17 protein-coding genes, 1 tRNA gene and 3 pseudogenes are annotated in these 21623 nt (G+C 38.7%); 13 read left to right on the forward strand and 8 right to left on the reverse strand.

The annotated features are described in order from the left end of the window. Position 1 precedes the first annotated feature (1 nt). A complete protein-coding gene (gene gdhA, locus EXS92_RS06770) occupies positions 2-1348 on the forward strand; it encodes an NADP-specific glutamate dehydrogenase (RefSeq protein ID WP_000289171.1) in 1347 nt (448 codons plus the stop codon). A gap of 12 nt (positions 1349-1360) precedes the next feature. Here gdhA and EXS92_RS06775 read toward each other — a convergent pair. From EXS92_RS06775 to hemH, 4 genes and pseudogenes are all read right to left on the reverse strand, one after another. Next, a pseudogene (locus EXS92_RS06775) lies at positions 1361-2742 on the reverse strand (glycosyltransferase family 10 domain-containing protein). Between the two features lie 9 nt (positions 2743-2751). Continuing rightward, positions 2752-5562, reverse strand: coding sequence for a cytochrome c biogenesis protein CcsA (ccsA, locus tag EXS92_RS06780; RefSeq protein ID WP_165515967.1), 2811 nt, complete (start codon positions 5560-5562; stop codon positions 2752-2754). 9 nt (positions 5563-5571) lie between these two features. Then, on the reverse strand, positions 5572-6243 hold the full coding sequence (locus EXS92_RS06785) for a SoxW family protein (RefSeq protein WP_165515968.1): 672 nt from the start codon (positions 6241-6243) through the stop codon (positions 5572-5574). A 72-nt stretch (positions 6244-6315) separates the two neighbouring features. After that, positions 6316-7323 (reverse strand): ferrochelatase, encoded by a 1008-nt coding sequence (gene hemH, locus EXS92_RS06790; protein ID WP_165515969.1) that lies wholly within the window; start codon positions 7321-7323, stop codon positions 6316-6318. Positions 7324-7378: 55 nt separating this feature from the next. Here hemH and EXS92_RS06795 point away from each other — a divergent pair, with 55 nt between their 5' ends. Together EXS92_RS06795 and EXS92_RS06800 are read left to right on the forward strand one after the other, a co-directional pair. After that, positions 7379-7810, forward strand: a complete 432-nt coding sequence (locus EXS92_RS06795; RefSeq protein WP_165515970.1) for a hypothetical protein — start codon at positions 7379-7381, stop codon at positions 7808-7810. Then, positions 7811-8491 (forward strand): 16S rRNA (uracil(1498)-N(3))-methyltransferase, encoded by a 681-nt coding sequence (locus EXS92_RS06800; protein ID WP_165515971.1) that lies wholly within the window; start codon positions 7811-7813, stop codon positions 8489-8491. 23 nt (positions 8492-8514) lie between these two features. On the opposite strand, the gene EXS92_RS06805 is transcribed toward EXS92_RS06800, so the two are convergent. Then, entirely contained in the window at positions 8515-10599 is a 2085-nt protein-coding gene (locus tag EXS92_RS06805; protein ID WP_165515972.1) for a porin family protein, read from the reverse strand. 158 nt (positions 10600-10757) lie between these two features. Beyond that, positions 10758-11324 carry a dCTP deaminase gene (gene dcd, locus EXS92_RS06810; RefSeq protein WP_000523107.1) on the reverse strand — a complete coding sequence of 189 codons (567 nt, stop codon included), beginning with the start codon at positions 11322-11324 and terminating at the stop codon, positions 10758-10760. A 129-nt stretch (positions 11325-11453) separates the two neighbouring features. Between dcd and accB the strand changes: the two genes are divergently transcribed. The 6 genes and pseudogenes from accB to pseC all read left to right on the forward strand — a co-directional run bounded on the left by accB (position 11454) and on the right by pseC (position 16726). Next, positions 11454-11924 (forward strand): acetyl-CoA carboxylase biotin carboxyl carrier protein, encoded by a 471-nt coding sequence (gene accB / locus EXS92_RS06815; RefSeq protein WP_165515973.1) that lies wholly within the window; start codon positions 11454-11456, stop codon positions 11922-11924. A gap of 5 nt (positions 11925-11929) precedes the next feature. Continuing rightward, positions 11930-13297 carry an acetyl-CoA carboxylase biotin carboxylase subunit gene (locus tag EXS92_RS06820; protein ID WP_165515974.1) on the forward strand — a complete coding sequence of 456 codons (1368 nt, stop codon included), beginning with the start codon at positions 11930-11932 and terminating at the stop codon, positions 13295-13297. Positions 13298-13389: 92 nt separating this feature from the next. After that, positions 13390-14353, forward strand: a pseudogene (locus EXS92_RS06825) (SAM-dependent methyltransferase). Beyond that, a pseudogene (locus EXS92_RS06830) lies at positions 14353-14901 on the forward strand (restriction endonuclease). The pseudogenes EXS92_RS06825 and EXS92_RS06830 overlap by 1 nt, the downstream one beginning before the upstream one ends. A 92-nt stretch (positions 14902-14993) precedes the next feature. Next, positions 14994-15593, forward strand: a complete 600-nt coding sequence (locus EXS92_RS06835; protein ID WP_079304394.1) for a Laminin subunit alpha-2 precursor — start codon at positions 14994-14996, stop codon at positions 15591-15593. After that, positions 15590-16726, forward strand: coding sequence for a UDP-4-amino-4,6-dideoxy-N-acetyl-beta-L-altrosamine transaminase (pseC, locus tag EXS92_RS06840; RefSeq protein ID WP_165515975.1), 1137 nt, complete (start codon positions 15590-15592; stop codon positions 16724-16726). Before EXS92_RS06835 ends, pseC begins: the two co-directional genes overlap by 4 nt. A gap of 25 nt (positions 16727-16751) precedes the next feature. On the opposite strand, the gene EXS92_RS06845 is transcribed toward pseC, so the two are convergent. Beyond that, positions 16752-16836: transfer RNA gene (locus EXS92_RS06845), tRNA-Leu, on the reverse strand. A gap of 200 nt (positions 16837-17036) precedes the next feature. Between EXS92_RS06845 and EXS92_RS06850 the strand changes: the two genes are divergently transcribed. Genes EXS92_RS06850 through truA form a run of 4 tightly spaced genes read left to right on the forward strand, consistent with a single transcriptional unit; the run spans position 17037 to position 20489 of the window. Beyond that, positions 17037-18062, forward strand: coding sequence for a ribonucleotide-diphosphate reductase subunit beta (locus EXS92_RS06850; protein WP_000454008.1), 1026 nt, complete (start codon positions 17037-17039; stop codon positions 18060-18062). A gap of 9 nt (positions 18063-18071) precedes the next feature. After that, positions 18072-18701 (forward strand): protein-L-isoaspartate O-methyltransferase, encoded by a 630-nt coding sequence (pcm, locus tag EXS92_RS06855; RefSeq protein ID WP_165515976.1) that lies wholly within the window; start codon positions 18072-18074, stop codon positions 18699-18701. Between the two features lie 21 nt (positions 18702-18722). Beyond that, positions 18723-19760, forward strand: coding sequence for an LptF/LptG family permease (locus EXS92_RS06860; protein ID WP_165511495.1), 1038 nt, complete (start codon positions 18723-18725; stop codon positions 19758-19760). Beyond that, entirely contained in the window at positions 19761-20489 is a 729-nt protein-coding gene (gene truA / locus EXS92_RS06865) for a tRNA pseudouridine(38-40) synthase TruA (protein WP_165515977.1), read from the forward strand. Here truA and galE read toward each other — a convergent pair. Then, positions 20483-21517, reverse strand: coding sequence for a UDP-glucose 4-epimerase GalE (gene galE, locus EXS92_RS06870; protein ID WP_165511493.1), 1035 nt, complete (start codon positions 21515-21517; stop codon positions 20483-20485). The two genes, truA and galE, sit on opposite strands and share 7 nt — an antisense overlap. Between the last annotated feature and the right edge of the window lie 106 nt (positions 21518-21623).

A 21623-nucleotide genomic window follows, 5' to 3' on the forward strand; every position in this document is an offset into this window, starting at 1 on the left:
CATGTATGTTGAAAAAATCCTCCAGTCTTTACAGAAAAAATACCCTTATCAAAAAGAGTTCCATCAAGCTGTCTATGAAGCTATCACTTCCTTAAAACCCCTTTTAGACAGCGATAAAAGCTATGAAAAGCATGCGATTTTAGAGCGTTTGATTGAGCCTGAAAGGGAGATTTTTTTTAGGGTGTGTTGGCTAGATGATAACCATCAAATCCAAGTCAATCGGGGGTGTAGGGTTGAATTCAATTCAGCTATTGGCCCTTATAAGGGGGGCTTGAGATTCCACCCTAGCGTGAATGAAAGCGTGATCAAGTTTTTAGGCTTTGAGCAAGTGTTGAAAAATTCGCTCACCACTTTGGCTATGGGGGGCGCTAAGGGGGGGAGCGATTTTGACCCTAAAGGGAAGAGCGAGCATGAGATCATGCGTTTTTGCCAGGCGTTCATGAACGAATTATACCGCCATATTGGAGCCACGACTGATGTGCCAGCCGGGGATATTGGAGTGGGCGAAAGAGAGATTGGCTATCTGTTTGGGCAATATAAAAAATTAGTCAATCGTTTTGAGGGCGTATTGACCGGTAAAGGGCTCACTTATGGGGGGAGCTTGTGCAGAAAAGAAGCTACCGGCTATGGGTGCGTGTATTTTGCTGAAGAAATGTTGCAAGAAAGGAACAGCTCTTTAGAGGGTAAGGTTTGCAGCGTTTCTGGGAGCGGTAATGTCGCTATTTATACCATTGAAAAATTGCTTCAAATAGGAGCCAAACCGGTAACGGCGAGCGATTCTAATGGCATGATTTATGATAAAGACGGCATTGATTTAGAGCTTTTAAAAGAGATTAAAGAGGCGCGTCGTGGGAGGATCAAAGAATACGCTTTAGAAAAAACTAGCGCGAAATACACCCCAACAGAAAATTACCCCAAAGGGGGGAATGCGGTGTGGCATGTGCCCTGTTTTGCGGCTTTTCCTAGCGCGACTGAGAATGAATTGAGCGTTTTAGACGCTAAAACCCTCCTTTCTAACGGGTGTAAATGCGTGGCTGAAGGGGCGAACATGCCCTCAAGCAATGAAGCGATTGAATTGTTCTTACAGGCTAAGATTTCTTATGGTATAGGCAAGGCGGCTAATGCTGGGGGGGTGAGCGTGAGCGGCTTGGAAATGGCGCAAAACGCGAGCATGCACCCTTGGAGTTTTGAAGTGGTGGATGCGAAATTACACCACATCATGAAAGAGATTTATAAGAATGTTTCTCAAACCGCTAAAGAGTTTAAAGACCCTACTAATTTTGTTTTAGGGGCTAATATCGCTGGTTTTAGAAAAGTGGCGTCTGCGATGATAGCGCAAGGGGTTTGATTACCCCCAATTTTACAAACCCAATTTTTTAACCCATCTCCTTACAGCGCGCAACAAAGGCAAGGATTTTTGATAAGCTTTGCGATAGATTTTAAAAGAGGTGTTTTGGGATAATTCCAATAAAGGGGTAGCCTTTGATAAGAGGCGTTCATGATCTCTTCTCAAATCATCATAATTAACCCTCAAATCATCATAATTAACCCTCAAATCATCATAATTAACCCTCAAATCATCATAATTAACCCTCAAATTATCATGATCTCTTCTCAAATTATCATGATCTCTTCTCAAATTATCAATGGAAACTAACGGCTCATTCAAATCACGATGCAAAGCAGAATAAGAAGAGCCATCGCAATGATAAATCGTATCGTTTTCTAAAATCGTTTTAAAAAAATCTAAGATCTTTTCAAAACTCAAATTTTGGTAAAAGCCAGCTTTCCCATCAATGGTGTTTAAAGGGTTTTCATAGAGCATGTCTAAATAAGCGTTTTGGTGCGTGTGCAAGTATCTGATATAATCTATCGCTTCATCAAAGTTGTTGAAATCATGCACATTCACAAAACTTTTAGGGTTAAAATCTTTCGTTACGCTGGGACTCCCCCAATAAATAGGGATAGTATGGCTAAAATACGCATCAAGGATTTTTTCGGTTACATAACCATAGCCTTGTGAGTTTTCAAAACAGAGATTGAACTTGTATTGGCTTAAAAATTCGTTTTTGTTTTTGACATTATAGCCTAAAGTGTTTTTCACGCTCCCTCCACTAGCCACTGGCTCAATAGAATTTAAAGCCTCATAGAAAGCGTTCCTAACAGGAGCGTTAGCGTTGCTCGCTACAAAACTGGCAAACCCTCTTTTCAAAGGATCGCTTTCATTATTGATTAGCGCGCATAAATGTGGGTGGTTTTCTTTAAATTTATGGGAGGGTTTTTTTAAGGTATAAAGGCTGTCAGCTTTGAGTTTATAGGGTGAAGTGGTGTCATTAACAATCTCGGCTTTATAATGCAAATAGGCATAATACAAAGGCATTCTCAAATAACGATCGTTGAAATTTAATTCATCAAAGCCTATGGCGTAATCAAAGAGGTTGAAATTAGGCGCTTCATTCTCGCCAGTATAAAACACTCTTTTGGTGTTTTGATACGATAAGATTTTTCTGGCTTGTTCCAAAGGATTGCCAAAGACTAGATCTGAAGGTTCGTTGGGGTTTTGGTGGAGAATGATTTTATAGCGTTGTTTTAGGATGACATGTAAAATGAAGTCTCTGAATCCTTTTTTTCGCTATTCTTTAATGGCCACCAATTGGCTAGGGCTATATTTAATGGGGGTTTATGGGTTGTTTCATCTAAATGGGTGCTGTCTGTATAAGCGTCTAGTAAAGGTTGAAACATTCTTATCCTTTAAATTAATTTAGGCAAACTCAAATGGCGTTTGAAAGACGCCAAGATCACGAGAGCAAAAGGTATCGCTACCAAAAAGTATAAGAAAGTAGGGATAGGCAAGGGATCGCCTGCGGCATAGCTGTGCAAGCCAGAAAGGTAGTAATTCACGCCAAAATAAGTCATCAAAACCGAATAAAACCCTAAAACGCTGCTACTCGCTAAAATAAAGGGCCAATTTTGAGAGCCTAGAAAACGCAAATGCAAGATTAAAGCATAGACGCAAATAGAAATCAACGCCCAAGTTTCTTTAGGGTCCCACCCCCAATAGCGCCCCCAAGATTCATTCGCCCACACCCCACCTAAGAAATTCCCGGCTGTGAGCATGAACAGGCCTAAAATCATGCTCATTTCATTGATAGCGCTAATGGAGAGAATGGTTTTGTCCAAATTGAAACGCCCTTGTTTGCGCAAAATAAACAAAACCAAACTCAAAATCCCTAGCACAAAACACAAGCCCAAAAAGCCATAACTAGCGGTGATAATAGAAACATGGATATTGAGCCAATAGGATTTTAACACCGGCACTAAATGGCCAATTTGAGGGTCCATAAAGCCTAAATGGGCCACAAAGAGCGCGATACCGGCTAAAAAGCTAGAGGCCGATAGCGCGAGTTTGGAGCGTAAAACAAACCCTGCAATAACAGAAGCCCATGCGATATAAAGCATGGACTCATAAGCGTTGCTCCAAGGCGAATGCCCGCTCACATACCAGCGCAAAACAAGCCCCATAGAATGAGCGATCGCGCAAAGCAAAATAGCGATATAAAGGATTTTAGTGAGCCAAATATTTGGAATCGTGTTTTTAACCAAAGAGCTGATCACAACGATAAAAAGCAATAACCCAAGAAGGATATAAGGCAAGGTCAGGCTGTTAAAAAAATTGGTGTGGTTTAAAAAAATTTCAGAATCCACTTTAGAAGAAGATAAATAGAGATTTTTGGCATGCTCTTGCTGATAGACGCTCAAATCTTTTAGGGTTTTTTCTACTTTATCCCATTGGTTGGTTTTCAAAGCGTCATCAAACCCGCTAAAAATATTTTTTAAAAACTCCGTTGCCACGCTTGAAATTTCTTTATTGGGGCTGTTGATCGCTTCAATGGGCGAGAGCCAAGCGCTGGTTTTATCGCTAGGGAAAATGCGTAAAAATTGAGCGCTAAAAAGCGTATAAACTAAATTGATGCGTTCATCTACTTTTAAGACATCTTTATCCAACTCGTTGCGCGCGTTAGGGGATTTTTGATTGACTTCTTCAACCAGATTTTTTAATTTATACCCACGGCTATCAAAAACATCTCTAAAAGCGATACGGCTTTCGTCTAAAGGCGTGCCGATAAGCTTTCTTAAGGCTTTAGTGGAAGTGTAAATCATCTTAATACTGCGCCAATCATTGGGGAAAAACATGATTCCTAAAAGCACTTGCATGGCGTTTAGCCCTTGAAAATCATCTTTTTTTAAAATCTTATGGATATATTCAATGCTAATGGTGTCTAAAGGTTTGATACGCCCGTCAAAATCCTGAACTTGAAGTCTTTGAAAGGCTTTTAAGTGGTCTTTGGAATACTCTCTTAAATGTTTCAAACGCTCTAAAATCGTGCTTTTAGAATCCTCTTTATTGGCGGGATTTTCTACATTCTGTCGTTCTATTTTAGCGCTTTTACCCCCATGCATGTCAATTTGGCCTTCATTGGCGAACGAAGAAGTAAAAGGGCTGATTAGAATTAAAGCGAATAAGAAAGTAGCAACTTGTTGGGATTTTAAAAAGCGTGAAAGCTTTAAAAAACGCCCATTTTTATCCAAAAGCAACCACAAAGCCCCCAAAATAAGCATCGCATACCCTAAATAAGTGGGGATTTTACCCGGGTCTTTATTGACAGAAAGGATCGTGCCTTTTTCATCCATGTCATAAGAAGATTGGAAAAAGCGATAACCTTCATAATCTAAAACATGGTTCATAAAAATCCTATAAGGCTTGATTAAAGTGTTATCCAGTTTCAACACTTCCACTTCTGAAGCGTAAGATGAAGGGCTCATAGAGCCGGCGTAGCGCTCTAATTCAAAACGCTTCAGTTTGATTTGAAAGGGCAATCCAATGTAAGCGGATCCAAAACTTAAAGAGAGCTTGTCGTCTTTAAACATCTCGCTTTCTTCTATGCCTTCATTCCTGTTGTTTTTAATGAGGTTGAATTTGCGGCTCACGCCGTTATAGGTCGCTTTTAACACTAAAATGGTAGCGTCATCTTTTTTAATGGCGTTTTGCTTGTAAATCTCTAAAGGTTCTAAAATCAGAGGCTTGTGATTTAAAGTGGCATGAATGGGTCTTAATCGTTTGGAATAATAAAAAGTTAAAGGCGTTTTTAAAGAAAGTTTAGTGGTGTCATTAAGAGTGATATTAAGGTAAGTGTCCGCGCTTTCAAAAGAGCTTTGCGCGCTATTTTCTCGCACATGCATAAGCCCTTCCACGCCAAAAAAGCGCGTGATGGCTGCCCCCAAAATGATTAAAATCAAGGAGCTGTGGAAAAAAAGGCTGGCGTATCTTTTGCGCTTCAAAGCTTTAGAGCTAATGAATGTGCCTATTAAAACCACCAACAAATACGCATGCAAGAAATTAAACCAAGGGGCGTTATACACAATCGCCTTACTCGCGCTCGTGCCGTAATCGTTTTCTATAAAAGTGGCTATCGCGCACGCTAAGGCATAGAGCGCGATTAAAGGGATAGCGACCCAAAAAGAAGCCAGCAAAAAAGAAAGCAGGCTTTTGAGATTCTTCATTAGACTTTCCTAGCTGGATTTGCTTTTAGAAAGGTTGGTTTTATACTTGATGTAAGCCTTTAATTTTTTAGTGAGATCCTCATCGTTTTTTGTGTCTTGATACTTCCCACCGCCGATAAATTCTAACACGGCTAAAAATTGCGTAGAGGGCATATAGCCGGGCAATTCATAGATGGTTTTACCGGTTTTATCGGATAAAACAACCGTAGGGGTGGATTGGACGGCATAAATTTGCGCTAATTCTTCTGTAGACATTTTGATTTCTTTTTCATCATTTTTATCCTTATCGCCGACTTTAAAATCATGCTCTTTAGAATAGCTGATATTGACATAGTAAGCACTAAAATGCTCTTTAACATAGTCGCGCAATTCTTTGACATTTTTGAGATCTTTTTTAAGCCTTTCGCAATAGGAGCAACCATTACGCCCAAAAACTAAAAGCATGTATTTGTCATTGGGGCTAATAGACTTATTGTCTAAAAAAACATCTTCTAAACCGGCGTAACTCTTTTTGTCTATATTGTCTCGCTCATCGTTCAATTCTTTGGAGCTTTGAGAGCCAGAGCTTAAAAGATTTTCATCTAACTTTTCTTTATTGTTGGATTTGCAAGCGCTTAAAAACAGCGAAATCAATAATAAAACGCTTAAAAATTTCTTGGAAACATAAGAAAGTGAAAACATGTAATAACCTTTATTTTTTAATAGATTTGAAAACTCGGTATTTTACTATAATAATCGTTTTTTATGCAAATTTCACTCACTTTTAAGGTTTTTAACTAATCCAATGATAAATTTTGCAAACTCTATAGAATCGTTTAAGCATGGGCAAACTAAATATTCTTTAACCGCCAAGCGCTCTGCCATCAAGCGGTATTGCATGTCTAATTCATAGATCGTTTCAGAATTATCAATCGTGAAAGCTAAAGGGTAGATAATGATATTAGACTTGCGGTGCTTTTCTATCAGCTCTTCAGTGCTTGGCTCTAGCCATTTCATAGGCCCTAGCTTGGATTGATAAGAGAGTAAAACTTCTTTAAAAGGGATATTTTTTTGTTGCATCAACTCTTTTAACAAGCTCACATGGTGTTCGCATTCTTGCTGGTAAGTATCGCCGGCATCAATAACGCTTTTAGGTAATCCATGGACGGAAAAGATTAAGACAAAATCCTGGCTTTTGCGGTTGTTTAGGGTGCTTAAAATCGTGTTTAAAATGATTTCATTAAGCTTTGTGCTGGCATAAAAACGCTCTATTAGTCGCACTTTGGGGCGGAAAGTTTCTAAAGATTTGAGAGCGCTAAAAGCGTCATTGAAACTAGAAAGCGTGGTGGTGCTAGAATATTGCGGATACATGGAAAAAAACACCAAGCTTTCTACCTCTTTTAAGGCTAAATCTTGCAAGACCATAGACGCATAAGGGGGGGTATAACGCATCGCATAAGTGTAAAAACGAGAAGGATCTAATTCATTCAAACGCTCTGTAAGGGCGAATGTGATAGGCGTTAAAGGGGATTTGCCTCCTAATTTTTCATAGATTTTTTTGGATTTTTCTATGCGGCTATTGACAATCATTTTACCCACCATTTTACGCATGAAATTATTTTTAATGGTAAGGATAAAGGGGTCATCAAACATGTTTTTTAAAAACACCCCCACTTCATAAAGGCTGTTAGGCCCTCCCATATTCAAAAGAATGACCGCTTCTTTAGGGGATTTTATGGCGTTATTTTTTAAATTATTAAGCTTTTCATTGATTAAATTCATTAGCACATGCTAAAATAAAACGATTAATAAAAAATAAATCGTTAGAAAGAAGTTAATGTTAGAGATGAGTTTGCAAGCATTAAATACACAAGATTCTTCTGTGATGGCTCAATCCTTGCTTGTCCATGCCTTTTTTGCCGCTTTGCTTTCCCTAGCCTTTATGATCAATCTTTACACCCTTTTTAAAGAAAAGAATTTTATCCAATTGAACAAAAAAATCTATCTTGTCATGCCAGCGATTTACATTCTTTTAAGCATCGCTTTCTTGAGCGGGGTTTTTATTTGGGCGATGCAGCAATTTGAATTTTCTTTTAGCGCTGTTATCATGCTTTTAGGGTTATTGTTGATGCTTATCGCAGAAATCAAACGCCATAAAAGCGTGAAATTCGCTATCACTAAAAAAGAAAGGATGGAAGCGTATATCAAAAAGGCTAAAATCCTGTATTTTTTAGAAACGATTCTTATTGTTGTGTTAATGGGCCTTTGAATGCGTTTTGTCTACCACCCTTTAGCCAAAGAGCCTGTTTTAAAAATAGAAGGCGAGAGTTATATCCATTTATACCGCTCAAGGCGTATCAAAAGCGCGAGTCGTTTGGATTTAAGAAATTTAAAAGACGGATTTTTATACACCTATGAGCATGCAGAAATCACTAAAAAACACGCCCTTTTAAGGCTAGTGGGCGCGCAACCATTAGAGATTATGGCTAATAAAAAAACGCATTTGATTTTAAGCGTGATTGAAATCAAAAGCATTGAAAAAATCCTACCCTTTTTAAATCAGTTAGGCGTGAGCAAGTTGAGTTTATTCTATGCGGATTTTAGCCAACGCAATGAAAAGATAGACAGCGCCAAATTAGAGCGTTTTCAAAAGATTTTGATCCATTCTTGCGAGCAATGCGGCCGCAGCGCTTTAATGGAATTGGAAGCGTTTTCAAACACCAAAGAGGTGTTAAACGCCTACCCAAAAGCGAGCGTTTTGGATTTTAAGGGCGAAACTTTGCCCACAAGCATGGGTTTTGAAAAAGGCGTTATCATAGGGCCTGAAGGGGGCTTTAGCGAACCAGAAAGAGAATATTTTAAAGAGCGTGAAATTTATCGCATCCCGTTAGATATGGTGCTAAAGTCTGAGAGTGCATGCGTGTTTGTGGCGAGTATCGCGCAAATTTAGGGGGTTATTGGGGATTTTAAATCCTAGAAAATCCATCCGTAATTAAAAAACACTTTAAAATGACTGCCCCCCTCATTCAAAACAACAGAGTTCGCATAGATGCCATTATTAGAAGCGATTTTAATATCGCTTTGGATTAAAGGAACGCTAATGCCTACAGAATATTTAGAATGCTTGTAGCGGTAATTAAACCCAGTAACTATATCTAAATTACCGCTTCCTTTGACCTGGTTGAAAACATAGTAGCTATTGTATAAGCCCCTTAACCCCCCAAACACCCCAAAAGAGGAAGCAAAAACTTTTTTAGTGGGATTGTTTTGCTTTTTATTGGTATAAGTGGTGATGAAATCAAACAACACATCCATTCCCCCACCATAGCTTAATTGTTGGATTTTTTCATCGTTAGCTTGAGCGTAGTTGTATTTAATGATGCCGTAATAGGCTAACCCTATGTAGTCGTTGAAATAATGTTGGTAGCCTATTTTAATATTAGCGCCTAAAATAGGGCTTCTAAAAGATTGTTGGGCACTAGAAGTTAAAAAACTTTGATTGAATGCGTTAAACACAGAGCCAACAAAAGCTTTTGCGTTCAAACTGGCGTCTAAATAGTTGGCTTGGCTATTTAAATTAGCGAAATTAATGGGGAGGGCGTTTTGATTGATGAGCTGTTGCCAGACAGCGGTGGTAACGCCTATAAGCCCAGCGGGGACTTGAGCGCAATTGGTGTAGATGGAATTGGGGTAATTGCCCGCTGTATAGACTTGGTGGTTGTCCTTATAAAAAGAACATACATTATAGGTGTAACCATCCTGATCTTTTACTTCTTTTCCGTTTGTAAATTTTAGTTCTTCTTTTCCATTGACCAATTCTTCTTTCCCACCCTCACATTCTTGTATAGCTCCGCCGTTTTCTTGACACAAGCGCACCCTTTGATAAGTCATGTTCCCATTATGCGTATAGCCTTTAGTGTGGCTAAATTCATGGATAATGTCTCTTAATTCCACAATATCAACTTTGTTCAAAGTTTTACCAAACAATTTTTCGGGATTTAAGGCAGAAGCTTCTATCCCCAGATTACCATCATTATCATCAAGTTCATACCCTAGCCCTACAAACCCTGATTTTAGGATATTCACTTCAAGATTGATCGCTCTTCTAAACGCATTTATAACGGATTGTGGGGTTAGCACGTATTTTTCATAGATGGGAGCGACACGCCCGTTATTGAAAGGATTCACGCACTTAGGAAAGTCAGAGCCGCACTCTGATGGGCTGTTAGAAAATTGGAAAGGAGCGTTTAAAACGGCTTCTTCCCACGATTTAGAGTCAAACACCGCTATCATATCTAGCATTAAATTGGTCAATTCTTCTGCGGTTTGTGGGGTGAAATCTGACACACAATCATTGCAATTACCTTTAAAATTGTTGGTATCGGCGTTTTCATAACTCATCGTTACATTGGTTGTGATCTTGCTGAGCTTTTCAAACAAACTTTGCGTGTTAGCGTCAGAAAATTGTGTGGCAGTGGCTTGAAGTTGTTGGTAATTAAAGCTATCAGCTTGTTCAAATTCTGAATCATTAAACAAGCTTGCAGGCAGAATGATTTGAGAATCCTTAGGGATAGTCTCTATCACGCCTAAATTGACTACCTTGCCTTGAGCGTCTGTATAACTCAGCTCAACATTGTTTAAATTGTAAGGCAGAAAGTTTTGTATGGTTACGCTCCCATTAACCATATTCGCATACACAGGGCTTTGAGAATAAAAAGTTAAGCCATTCTCTATATTGTCCGTGGTGAATAGTTCGGTCGCTTTTTCTAAAATGGTGCTTTGGAGGATGTAGTATCTCCCATAGACGCTTTGTGGGGTGGCTGTATCGCTTTTGTTTTGTTCTTTAGGCTGTTCTTTAGTTTGGGGGTGGGTTAGGGGGTTTTCATAGATTTTTTGGGTGGTTATGACTTCTTCTTTAGTTTGCGTTCCTTCTAATAACCCAGTTTCAAACCCAGCTTCTATAAAAAAGCCGTCTTTTTGGTGTTTTTGAAAGGCTTCTAAAGGGTTGAATAAGCCGATTAAAGACAAACAAATCGTTCTGCTAACGAGTTTTAGCATGGTAATTTCCTAAATGGTTTAGCGTTTTGTTCTCAAAGAGTGTGTAACTCAATCAAACTGAAGTTTCGTATTATAATACATTTTTGAGAAATTGCGGTATTGTTTGTATTTAAAAATAAACAACGCCCAAAGGATAAATGCTTTTATCTTTCTTTAAATCACTTTAAAATTTTAGGCAAAGTGATGCCCACTTGCCCTTGATACTTACCGCCTCTGTCTTTATAGCTTTGCTCGCACACTTCATCGCCTTGCAAAAACACCACTTGCGCAATCCCCTCATTGGCATAGACTTTAGCCGGTAAATTAGTAGTGTTAGAAATTTCAATCGTGATATAGCCTTCAAATTCCGGCTCAAAAGGCGTAACATTCACAATGATCCCACACCTGGCGTAAGTGCTTTTGCCTAAACAAATCGCTAAAGTGTCTTTAGGCATTTTAAAATACTCTATCGTATGGGCTAGAGCGAACGCGTTAGCGGGCAAGATAAAATACCCTTCTTTACTCGCATCAATTTTGGTTGCGTTGTTGGGGTCAAAGTTTTTAGGGTCAATCAAAGCGTTTTTGTTATCAAAGAGCATGAACTCACTCCCCACTCTAATATCATACCCGTAACTGCTCAAACCATAGCTGATCACATTCTTACCGACTTGCTTTTCACAAAAAGGGCTAATCATGCCATGCTCTAAACTCATTTTTTTAATCCAAGAATCCGCTTTCAATCCCATACGCACAAAGCCTTTAAAGTTTGTTAATAATTATGTTATTATAACAATAATTTTTTGCTAAAAACGCTTATGGTTAGTAAGATTATGCGTTTGTAGCATATTTTAAAATAATATAAGGAATAAATCGTTATGAACCTTTCTGAAATTGAAGAGTTGATCAAAGAATTTAAAGCTTCTGATTTGGGGCATTTGAAATTAAAGCATGAGCATTTTGAGTTGGTTTTGGATAAAGAATCCGCTTATGCGAAAAAAAATGCGTTAAATTCCGCCCATTCTCCAGCCCCCATTATGGTAGAAGCGAGCATGCCAAGCGCTCAAGCCCCTGTGCCTATGGTATGCACCCCTATTGTAGATAAAAAAGAAGATTTCGTGCTTTCGCCTATGGTAGGCACTTTTTATCATGCGCCCTCCCCTGGGGCTGAGCCTTATGTCAAAGCGGGCGATACGCTTAAAAAAGGGCAAATCGTGGGCATTGTAGAAGCGATGAAAATCATGAATGAAATTGAAGTGGAATACCCTTGCAAGGTGGTTTCTGTTGAAGTGGGAGACGCTCAGCCGGTAGAATACGGCACGAAACTCATCAAAGTTGAAAAGCTTTAAAATCCATGAATAAAGAAAACAAAAAGGTGGAAAAAAAAGAGCTTTCACGCATTTTGATCGCTAATAGAGGCGAGATCGCTTTAAGAGCGATCCAAACCATTCAAGAAATGGGTAAAGAATCCATAGCCATTTATTCGATCGCTGATAAGGACGCCCACTACCTCAATACGGCTAACGCAAAAGTGTGTATAGGGGGGGCCAAATCCAGCGAGAGTTACTTGAATATCCCTGCGATCATCAGTGCGGCGGAATTGTTTGAAGCGGATGCAATTTTCCCCGGGTATGGGTTTTTGAGCGAGAATCAGAATTTTGTAGAGATTTGCTCGCACCATTCTTTGGAATTTATTGGTCCGAGCGCAAAAGTCATGGCTTTAATGAGCGATAAATCCAAAGCCAAAAGCGTGATGAAAGAAGCCGGCATGCCTGTGATTGAGGGCAGTGAAGGGTTGCTTAAAAGCTATCAAGAAGCTGAAGAAATCGCTGATAAAATCGGTTATCCTGTCATCATTAAAGCGGCTGCTGGTGGGGGCGGGAGAGGCATGCGCGTCGTAGGAGATAAATCCAAGCTTAAAAACCTTTATTTAGCCGCCGAAACGGAAGCTTTGAGCGCGTTTGGCGATGGGAGCGTGTATTTAGAAAAATTCATCAACAAGCCTAAGCACATTGAAGTCCAAATTCTAGCCGATAAGCATGGTAATGTCATTCATGTGGGCGAAAGGGATTGCTCGGTGCAAAGACGCCAGCAAAAACTCATTGAAGAAACCCCGGCGGTGGTTTTAGAAGAGGGCATTCGTAAGCGTTTGCTAGAAACAGCGATCAAGGCCGCTAAATATATCGGCTATGTGGGGGCGGGGACTTTTGAATTTTTGTTGGATTCTAACATGAAAGATTTTTATTTCATGGAGATGAACACTCGTTTGCAAGTGGAACACACCATTAGCGAAATGGTGAGTGGGTTAAACCTCATTGAGTGGATGATTAAAATCGCTCAAGGCGAAAAATTGCCTAAGCAAGAAAGCTTTTCTCTCAAAGGGCATGCGATAGAATGCCGAATCACTGCAGAAGATCCTAAAAAATTCTACCCAAGCCCGGGTAAAATCACCGAATGGATCGCCCCTGGTGGGGTGAATGTGCGCCTTGATTCGCATGCACATGCCAATTATGTCGTGCCTACGCACTATGACTCTATGATTGGCAAGCTCATTGTGTGGGGTGAAAACAGAGAAAGAGCGATCGCTAAGATGAAAAGGGCTTTAAAGGAATTTAAAGTAGAAGGCATTAAAACGACCATTCCTTTCCACCTTGAAATGCTTGAAAATGCGGATTTCAGGCAAGCAAAAATCCACACGAAATATTTAGAAGAAAATTTTTAAGTTTTAAGGATTTTCTTAAGCATGATTTAAGGATTTTAAGCGATCAGAAAAAGTCAGCATTAAGTTTTATGGTTTTATAGTAAAGTTTTTTCATGCAAACCTTGTTTAAAGAAATTACCCCTAAACGCTATGTCAATGGCAATGAGATGAAAGAAAATTCTAGCAATGTTCTAGATCAGTATTTCACTAAACCTAGTGTGGCTTTAAAATGCTTCCAAAAAGCTTGTGAAGTGATTAAAAAATACGAAAATCCAGATGACTTTATTTTTTTAGAGCCAAGCGCGGGCGATGGGGTGTTTTATGACTTATTCCCTAAAAATAGACGCATTGGCATAGACATTGAACCTAAAAGAGATGGTTTTATTCAATGCGATTTTTTAAATTATAAATTGCCCACGCATCAAAAAGTGATTTGCTTGGGCAACCCTCCTTTTGGGCATCGTGGGGTTATGGCGTTAGAATTTATCAACCATGCTAGAAATTGTGATTTTGTGTGTTTTATCCTACCCATGTTCTTTGAAAGTCAAGGAAAAGGCTCTATTAAGTATCGTGTGAAAGGTTTGAATCTACTTTATAGCGAACGCTTAGAAAAAAATGCGTTTATAGACTTTAAAAATAAAGAAGTGGATGTGCATTGCGTGTTTCAAATTTGGAGCAAAAAGTATCAAAATAAGAAAAGTGAATTTTCTTGGTATAAGAATCGCCATAAAGAACCCTTTGGCGAATATATCAAGGTTTTCACGGTTTCATTGGCTAAAAACAGAGAATGCGGTAAAGAGTGGATTTTTAATCAAAAAGCGTCTTTTTACATTTCATCAACTTTTTATAAAAGCACACAAATTGTAGAGAACTTTGAGGAAGTTAAGTATCAATCTGGTATTGCTGTGGTATTTACTAGCGCTGACAAGGTTTTAAACGCTAAAATTAAAAAAACTATTCCAAGAGATTGATTGGACAAAATACGCAAGTTTAGCGACTAATTCTTGCTATCATTTAGGAAAAAGCCATATTTTTCAAGCCCTACATGATCATTTGGATAGTTTAAAGGATAATTGATGGACTTAGAACAAACTTTTTTAAAAATTATTGAAAAAAACATAAAGAATTGAATTTAGGGCAAGATTACAACGCTATTTTTTCAAAAATTAGAGATTTTGAAGCCAACGCTATAGGGCAGATTGGTGAAGAGTTTTTAAAAAGCGTGCTTAACGCTATAGATGGAGTAATTAACGATGGCATTATTCATGATGAATACGATATTATGACAAAAAGCGGTGTGTCCTTTGAAGTCAAAACAGTGCAAAAAGGCAGAACCAACAACACTTTTTTAGTTCAATGGTATAAACCCACGATACAACTATGATTTTTTGATTTGCTTAGGAGTGTGCGAAGACCAATTGCTTTATAGAATTTTTAAAAAAGATGAAATCCATTACGTTCATAAAGAAAGAAAATACTTTATGAAACAAAATGAATTTAAAAAGCAATTGGTACCAATGAATCCTGATAATCAAGTCAATTATAAGCTCACTCTCAATCTTAAAGAATTGAAAGAAATTACAAACCTCATCAAAGAGTTAGAGAGGGTTTTAGAGTTAGATTAATATTTTTAGATAGAATTGAGTGGATCAAAATGTTTTTAGGAATAAAGTTTGCTTATCTTATCTTTAAGAAATAAAATGAAGTGGAGGATAGGATGTCTAAGATTTCAAATCACTATAACCCGTCTTTGATGATGAGAGATTACCACACCCAAAGGGTTGGTTCGCACGCGAGAAAAGAAGAAAATAAGGAAATTCAAAATCTTTCAGAGAATGATGAAAAGATCAAATTGGCCAAACAAGCTAAGCAGGATAACCTAGCCATAGGGGATTTAGAAAGCCGTCTCAAAAGCTTAAAAGGCATGGATAAAGACGCTAAGGAATTGGTGGGGATTTCTAAATCTTACGCTCATAACAATGAAAAAGATCGAAGCGATTTTGAGCGTTTTAAAAGCCGTTTGGATAAAGCGATTGATTCTTTCAACCAAAAATCAGGCAATGATAGTTTGAAACTCCCTAACAATATTGACATTGACGACACGAAAGCTTTGGAAAAATTTTCAAAATCATTAGAAAGTGAGAAAGAAAACATTCAAAACTCTTTGCACCAGTGGAAAAAACAGCTCGCTGAAACGAATCATTTAAACAAGGAATATAATACCTTAGATAAAACAAGATTGAACGCTCAAAAATTCCAAGATGTCCATGACACAAGCAAGATCACCCCATCTCGCTTGCAAGACTTGCTCGCTTGAAAGAGTTTGCTTATAGCGAGCCTTGTTTAGACGAAGAAGATAAAAAGGCTGTTTTAGAGGTTTTAAATTCCAAACAGCTCACGCAAGGCAAACGCTCTCTTTTGTTTGAAGAAGCTTTGTGCGAGTTTTTGGGCGTTAAGCATGCGTTAGCGTTTAATAGCGCAACTTCAGCCCTTTTAACGCTCTATAGGAATTTTAGCGATTTTAACGCTGATCGTAATGAAATAATCACCACCCCTATAAGCTTTGTAGCGACGGCCAACATGCTCTTAGAGAGCGGTTATAAACCCGTATTTGCCGAAGTCAAAAACGATGGCAATATAGATGAATTGGCCCTAGAAAAGCTTATTACTAAAAAAACCAAAGCCATAGTGAGCGTGGATTATGCCGGTAAAAGCGTGGAAGTAGGAAGCATTCAAAAGCTTTGCAAAAAGCATTCTTTGAGTTTTCTTTCTGACAGCTCGCATGCTTTAGGGAGCGAGTATCAAAACAAAAAAGTAGGAGGCTTTGCGTTAGCGAGCGTGTTTAGTTTCCATGCCATTAAGCCTATCACTACGGCCGAGGGGGGAGCGGTCGTTACTAACGATAGCGAATTGTATGAAAAAATGAAATCGTTTCGCTCTCATGGCATGCTCAAAAAAGATTTTTTTGAAGGCGAAGTCAAAAGCATAGGGCATAATTTCCGCTTGAATGAAATCCAAAGCGCTTTGGGTTTGAGCCAGCTTAAAAAAGCCCCCCTTTTAATGCAAAAAAGAGAAGAAATCGCTCTAGTTTATGACAGAATTTTTAAAAATAACCCTTATTTCACCCCTTTACACCCCTTGTTAAAACATCAAAGCTCTAACCACCTTTACCCTATTTTAATGCGCCAAAAATTTTTTATATTTAAAAAACTCATTTTAGAAAATTTGCACAAGCTTGGCATTTTAGCCCAAGTGCATTACAAGCCCATTTATCAATACCAATTGTATCAACAGCTCTTCAATACAGCCCCATTAAAAAGCACAGAAGATTTTTATAACGCTGAAATTTCCTTGCCTTGTCATGCGAATTTAAATTTAGAGAACGCCAAAGCGATCGCTCATGGCGTTTTAAAAACTTTTGAAAGTTTTAATAGAATAAGTTCCATTTAGGGCTTCAAGTCTTAATCACTAAGAATGGTGCGGAAGAAAGGAATCGAACCTTCATGCCTTGCGGCGCTAGATCCTAAGTCTAGTGCGTCTACCAATTTCGCCACTTCCGCGCACCGCACGCCATCGCATGCACATAAGAGTAGAAAATAAAGAAGCAGTATTTTAGCTGTTTAATCCTTTAAAAATACTGAAAAATTGAAGCTTTTTAAAATTTTGGAGTTTTTTCTGGCTTTAGGGGGTTTTAAATTCTTTTAAGGTATTCTAACGAAACTATATCATTGAGATAGTTTTAAGGAAATTAAGGAACACAATGGAAGTTTCACGCAAGAAAATTTACAACCCCAATTCTACAGAAAGTGTGAATGAAAGAAAGATTTTTGGGGGCAATCCTACAAGCATGTTTGATTTGAATAAAATCAAGTATCAATGGGCGGATCATTTGTGGAAAACGATGCTCGCTAACACCTGGTTTGCTGAAGAAGTGAGCATGAATGATGACAAAAGGGATTATTTGAAATTAAGTGCAGAAGAAAAGATCGGCTATGACAGAGCTTTAGCGCAACTCATTTTTATGGACAGCTTGCAAACCAATAATTTAATTGACAATATCAATCCTTTTATCACCAGCCCCGAAATCAATTTGTGTTTGGTGCGTCAAGCTTATGAAGAAGCCTTACACAGCCATGCGTATGCGGTGATGGTAGAAAGCATTAGCGCCAATACTGAAGAGATTTATGACATGTGGCGTAACGATATGCAATTAAAAAGCAAGAACGATTATATCGCGCAAGTGTATATGGAATTAGCCAAAAACCCCACAGAAGAAAACATTCTCAAAGCGCTTTTTGCTAACCAGATTTTAGAGGGGATTTATTTTTATAGCGGGTTTAGCTATTTTTACACTTTGGCTAGGAGCGGTAAAATGCTAGGATCAGCGCAAATGATTCGTTTTATCCAAAGAGATGAAGTAACGCATTTGATTTTATTCCAAAACATGATCAACGCTTTAAGGAATGAAAGAGCGGATCTATTCACGCCAAAATTGATTAATGAAGTCATAGAAATGTTTAAAAAAGCGGTAGAAATTGAAGCCTCATGGGGGGATTATATCACGCAAGGCAAGATTTTAGGGCTCACTTCAAGCTTGATTGAGCAATACATCCAGTTTTTAGCGGATAGCCGTTTGAGTAAGGTGGGTATCGCTAAAGTTTATGGCGTCCAACACCCCATTAAATGGGTAGAAAGCTTTTCAAGTTTCAATGAACAGCGCTCTAATTTCTTTGAAGCTAGGGTGAGCAATTACGCTAAAGGGAGCGTGAGTTTTGATGATTTTTAAGGGGCTTGTTTGAATAGTATCAAAAACCATTTGATGTGTGAAGAAATCCATAAGCGTTTCAGTTTGCACCCTAAAGTGAGAAAGGCTATGGAAAGCATTGAAAGGGAAATTTTTGTTCCAGCCCCTTTTAAACATTTTGCCTACACTTTAAACGCGCTTTCTATGCAAGCGCAACAATACATTTCTTCGCCCCTAACCGTGGCCAAAATGACGCAATATTTAGAAATCGATCATGTGGATAGCGTGCTAGAAATTGGCTGCGGGAGCGGCTATCAAGCGGCGGTGCTGTCTCAAATTTTCAGGCGCGTTTTTAGCATTGAAAGGATTGAAAGCCTGTATTTAGAAGCGCGTTTACGCCTTAAAAACCTCGGTTTAGACAACGTTCATGTTAAATTCGCTGATGGGAACAAGGGCTGGGAGCAATACGCCCCCTATGATAGGATTTTGTTCTCTGCTTGCGCTAAAAATATCCCTCAAGCGCTTATTGATCAGCTTGAAGAAGGCGGGATATTAGTTGCGCCCATTCAAGAAAACAACGAGCAAGTGATCAAACGCTTTGTGAAACAAAATAACGCCTTGCGCGTCCAAAAAGTGCTAGAAAAATGCTTGTTTGTGCCTGTTGTAGATGGGGTGCAATAAAGAATGAAAAAAGATTAAGGCATGGTTAAACACTATCTTTTCATGGCGGTTTCGCAGGTCTTTTTCTCCTTCTTTTTAGTGCTGTTTTTTATCTCCTCCATTGTGCTATTAATCAGTATCGCAAGCGTAACGCTCGTGATTAAAGTGAGCTTTTTGGATCTGGTGCAACTCTTTTTGTATTCCTTGCCAGGAACCATTTTCTTTATTTTGCCGATCACTTTTTTTGCGGCTTGCGCTTTAGGGCTTTCAAGGCTTAGCTATGACCATGAATTGTTGGTGTTTTTCTCTTTAGGGGTTTCGCCCAAAACAATGACTAAAGTGTTTGTGCCTTTAAGTTTGTTAGTGAGCGCGATTTTATTAGCGTTTTCCCTCATTTTAATCCCCACCTCTAAGAGCGCTTATTACGGGTTTTTGCGTCAAAAAAAGGACAAGATTGACATTAACATCAGAGCGGGTGAATTCGGGCAAAAATTAGGCGATTGGCTCGTGTATGTGGATAAAGCTGAGAACAATTCCTATGATAATTTAGTGCTTTTTTCTAATAAAAGCCTTTCTCAAGAAAGCTTCATTCTGGCCCAAAAAGGCAATATTAACAATCAAAACGGCGTGTTTGAATTGAATTTGTATAACGGGCATGCGTATTTCACTCAAGGCGATAAAATGCGTAAGGTTGATTTTGAAGAATTGCATTTGCGCAACAAGCTCAAGTCTTTCAATTCTAATGATGCGGCTTATTTGCAAGGCACGGATTATTTGGGCTATTGGAAAAAAGCCTTTGGCAAAAACGCTAATAAAAATCAAAAACGCCGTTTTTCTCAAGCGATTTTAGTTTCCTTATTCCCTTTAGCGAGCGTGTTTTTGATCCCCTTATTTGGCATCGCCAACCCACGATTCAAAACGAATTGGAGTTATTTCTATGTCCTTGGAGCGGTTGGGGTTTATTTTTTAATGGTGCATGTGATTTCTACGGATTTGTTTTTGATGACCTTTTTCTTCCCCTTTATTTGGGCGTTTGCCTCTTATTTGTTGTTTAGAAAATTCATTTTAAAGCGTTATTAAATGCGGTGTTTTAAGGCTACTATCGCTTATGATGGGGCGTATTTTTTAGGCTATGCCAAACAGCCTAACAAACTTGGCGTTCAGGATAAAATAGAAAGCGCTTTAAACGCGCTAGGGATTAAAAGCGTTGTGGTTGCGGCTGGGCGCACGGATAAAGGCGTGCATGCGAACAACCAAGCGCTGTCTTTTCACGCTCCAAAACACTGGAGCGCTGATAAATTATTTCATTATCTAGCCCCCAAACTCGCCCCGCATATTGTCTTAAAAAAACTAGAAGAAAAAAACTTCCATGCGCGTTTTGACGCTCAAAAAAGAGCGTATCGTTACCTTTTGACGAAGAATTTAAAAACGCCTTTTTTAGCACCCTATATCGCTTGCGGGGATTATGGCTCACTAGATGCGCTAAACATTGCTTTAAAGCAATTTATAGGTAAGCATGATTTTTCCATGTTTAAAAAAGAAGGCGGCGCTACAACCAACCCTAATCGCATCATCTTTAACGCTTTGGCTTATAAAACCTTTATCATAGGGCATGAGTGCGTGGTGTTTAAAATCATTGGCGATGCGTTTTTACGCTCTAGCGTGCGTTTAATCATTCAAGCGTGCGTTCAATACTCCTTAGAAAAAATCACGCTCGCTGAAATTCAAGCGCAAATCCACAACATCAAAGCCACTATAAGAACGCCCATAATGGCTAATGGCTTGTATTTGCACAGGGTGTATTATTGAAATCTCAAAAGGTGTTCTTCCCAATCTAGAGCGCTTTTGATAATGGTGTCTAGGTTGTTATAAAGGGGTTTGAAAGGGGTGTTTTGTAAGATTTTAGCGTTATTGGCAATAAGGCTTGCCGGATCGCCCTGTCGTTTGTCTAAAATTTCCACTAAAAAATCGTTGTTTGAGATTTCTTTAACCTTTTCTATCACTTCTTTCACGCTATGGCCTTGATTGTAGCCAACATTATAAATCTCGCTCTTATTTTTTTCTAAAAGGGTTTGATAGCTCGCTAAATGCGCGTTAGCCAAATCATCTACATGGATATAATCCCTAATGCAAGTGCCATCTCTAGTGGGGTAGTTAGTGCCAAAAATCCCCATTTTTTTCCTTTTCCCCACCGCGCATTCGCATGCAATTTTGATCAAATGCGTGGCGTTGAGCGTGCGCTGGCCTAAAGTGTAAGGGGTAGTATAATCATTGTGCATGCATGCTCCAGCCACATTGAAATAGCGCAAAATAACGCATTTAAAATCCGATACTTTAGAAGCGTCTAACAAGATCCTTTCACTCATCATTTTAGACGCTCCATAAGGATTAATGGGGTTTAAGGGGCTTTCTTCATTCAAGCTAGAATCAGACTCGCCATAAACCACGGCCGTAGAAGAAAAAATAAAACGCTTGATCGCATGTTTTAAACAAAGTTTGACAAGCTCTAAAGTGTTGAGCGTGTTGTTGGTGTAGTATTCTAAAGGCAAGTGCGTGGATTCTTCTACTGAGATTTTAGCCCCAAAGTGCAAGATGGCTTCAATGGGATCTTTTAATTGTTGCTTATTCAAAAAGGCGTCCAATTTTTGCGTTTCATTCAAATTGGCTTGAACAAACACAACCCTATTAGGGTAGTAACGCTCTAACGCTTTGAGATGCTCTAAAAAACCGGTGCTAAGATCATCTACAATAACGATGTTTTCTTTAGTTTTTTCTAAAAACGCCCTTGCGGTATGCGAGCCTATATACCCGCACGCCCCTGTGAATAATAATGCCATAAAACCCCTTTTGAAATGAAAAAATAACAAGTATTATAACATCTTAATCCCATTTATTGTTTAAGGATTTTTTAAGAAAGTTTAACCTATAATTTCATCTTTATTG

The organism is Helicobacter pylori, assembly GCF_011175115.1.
GTDB classification, from domain to species: domain Bacteria; phylum Campylobacterota; class Campylobacteria; order Campylobacterales; family Helicobacteraceae; genus Helicobacter; species Helicobacter pylori_DF.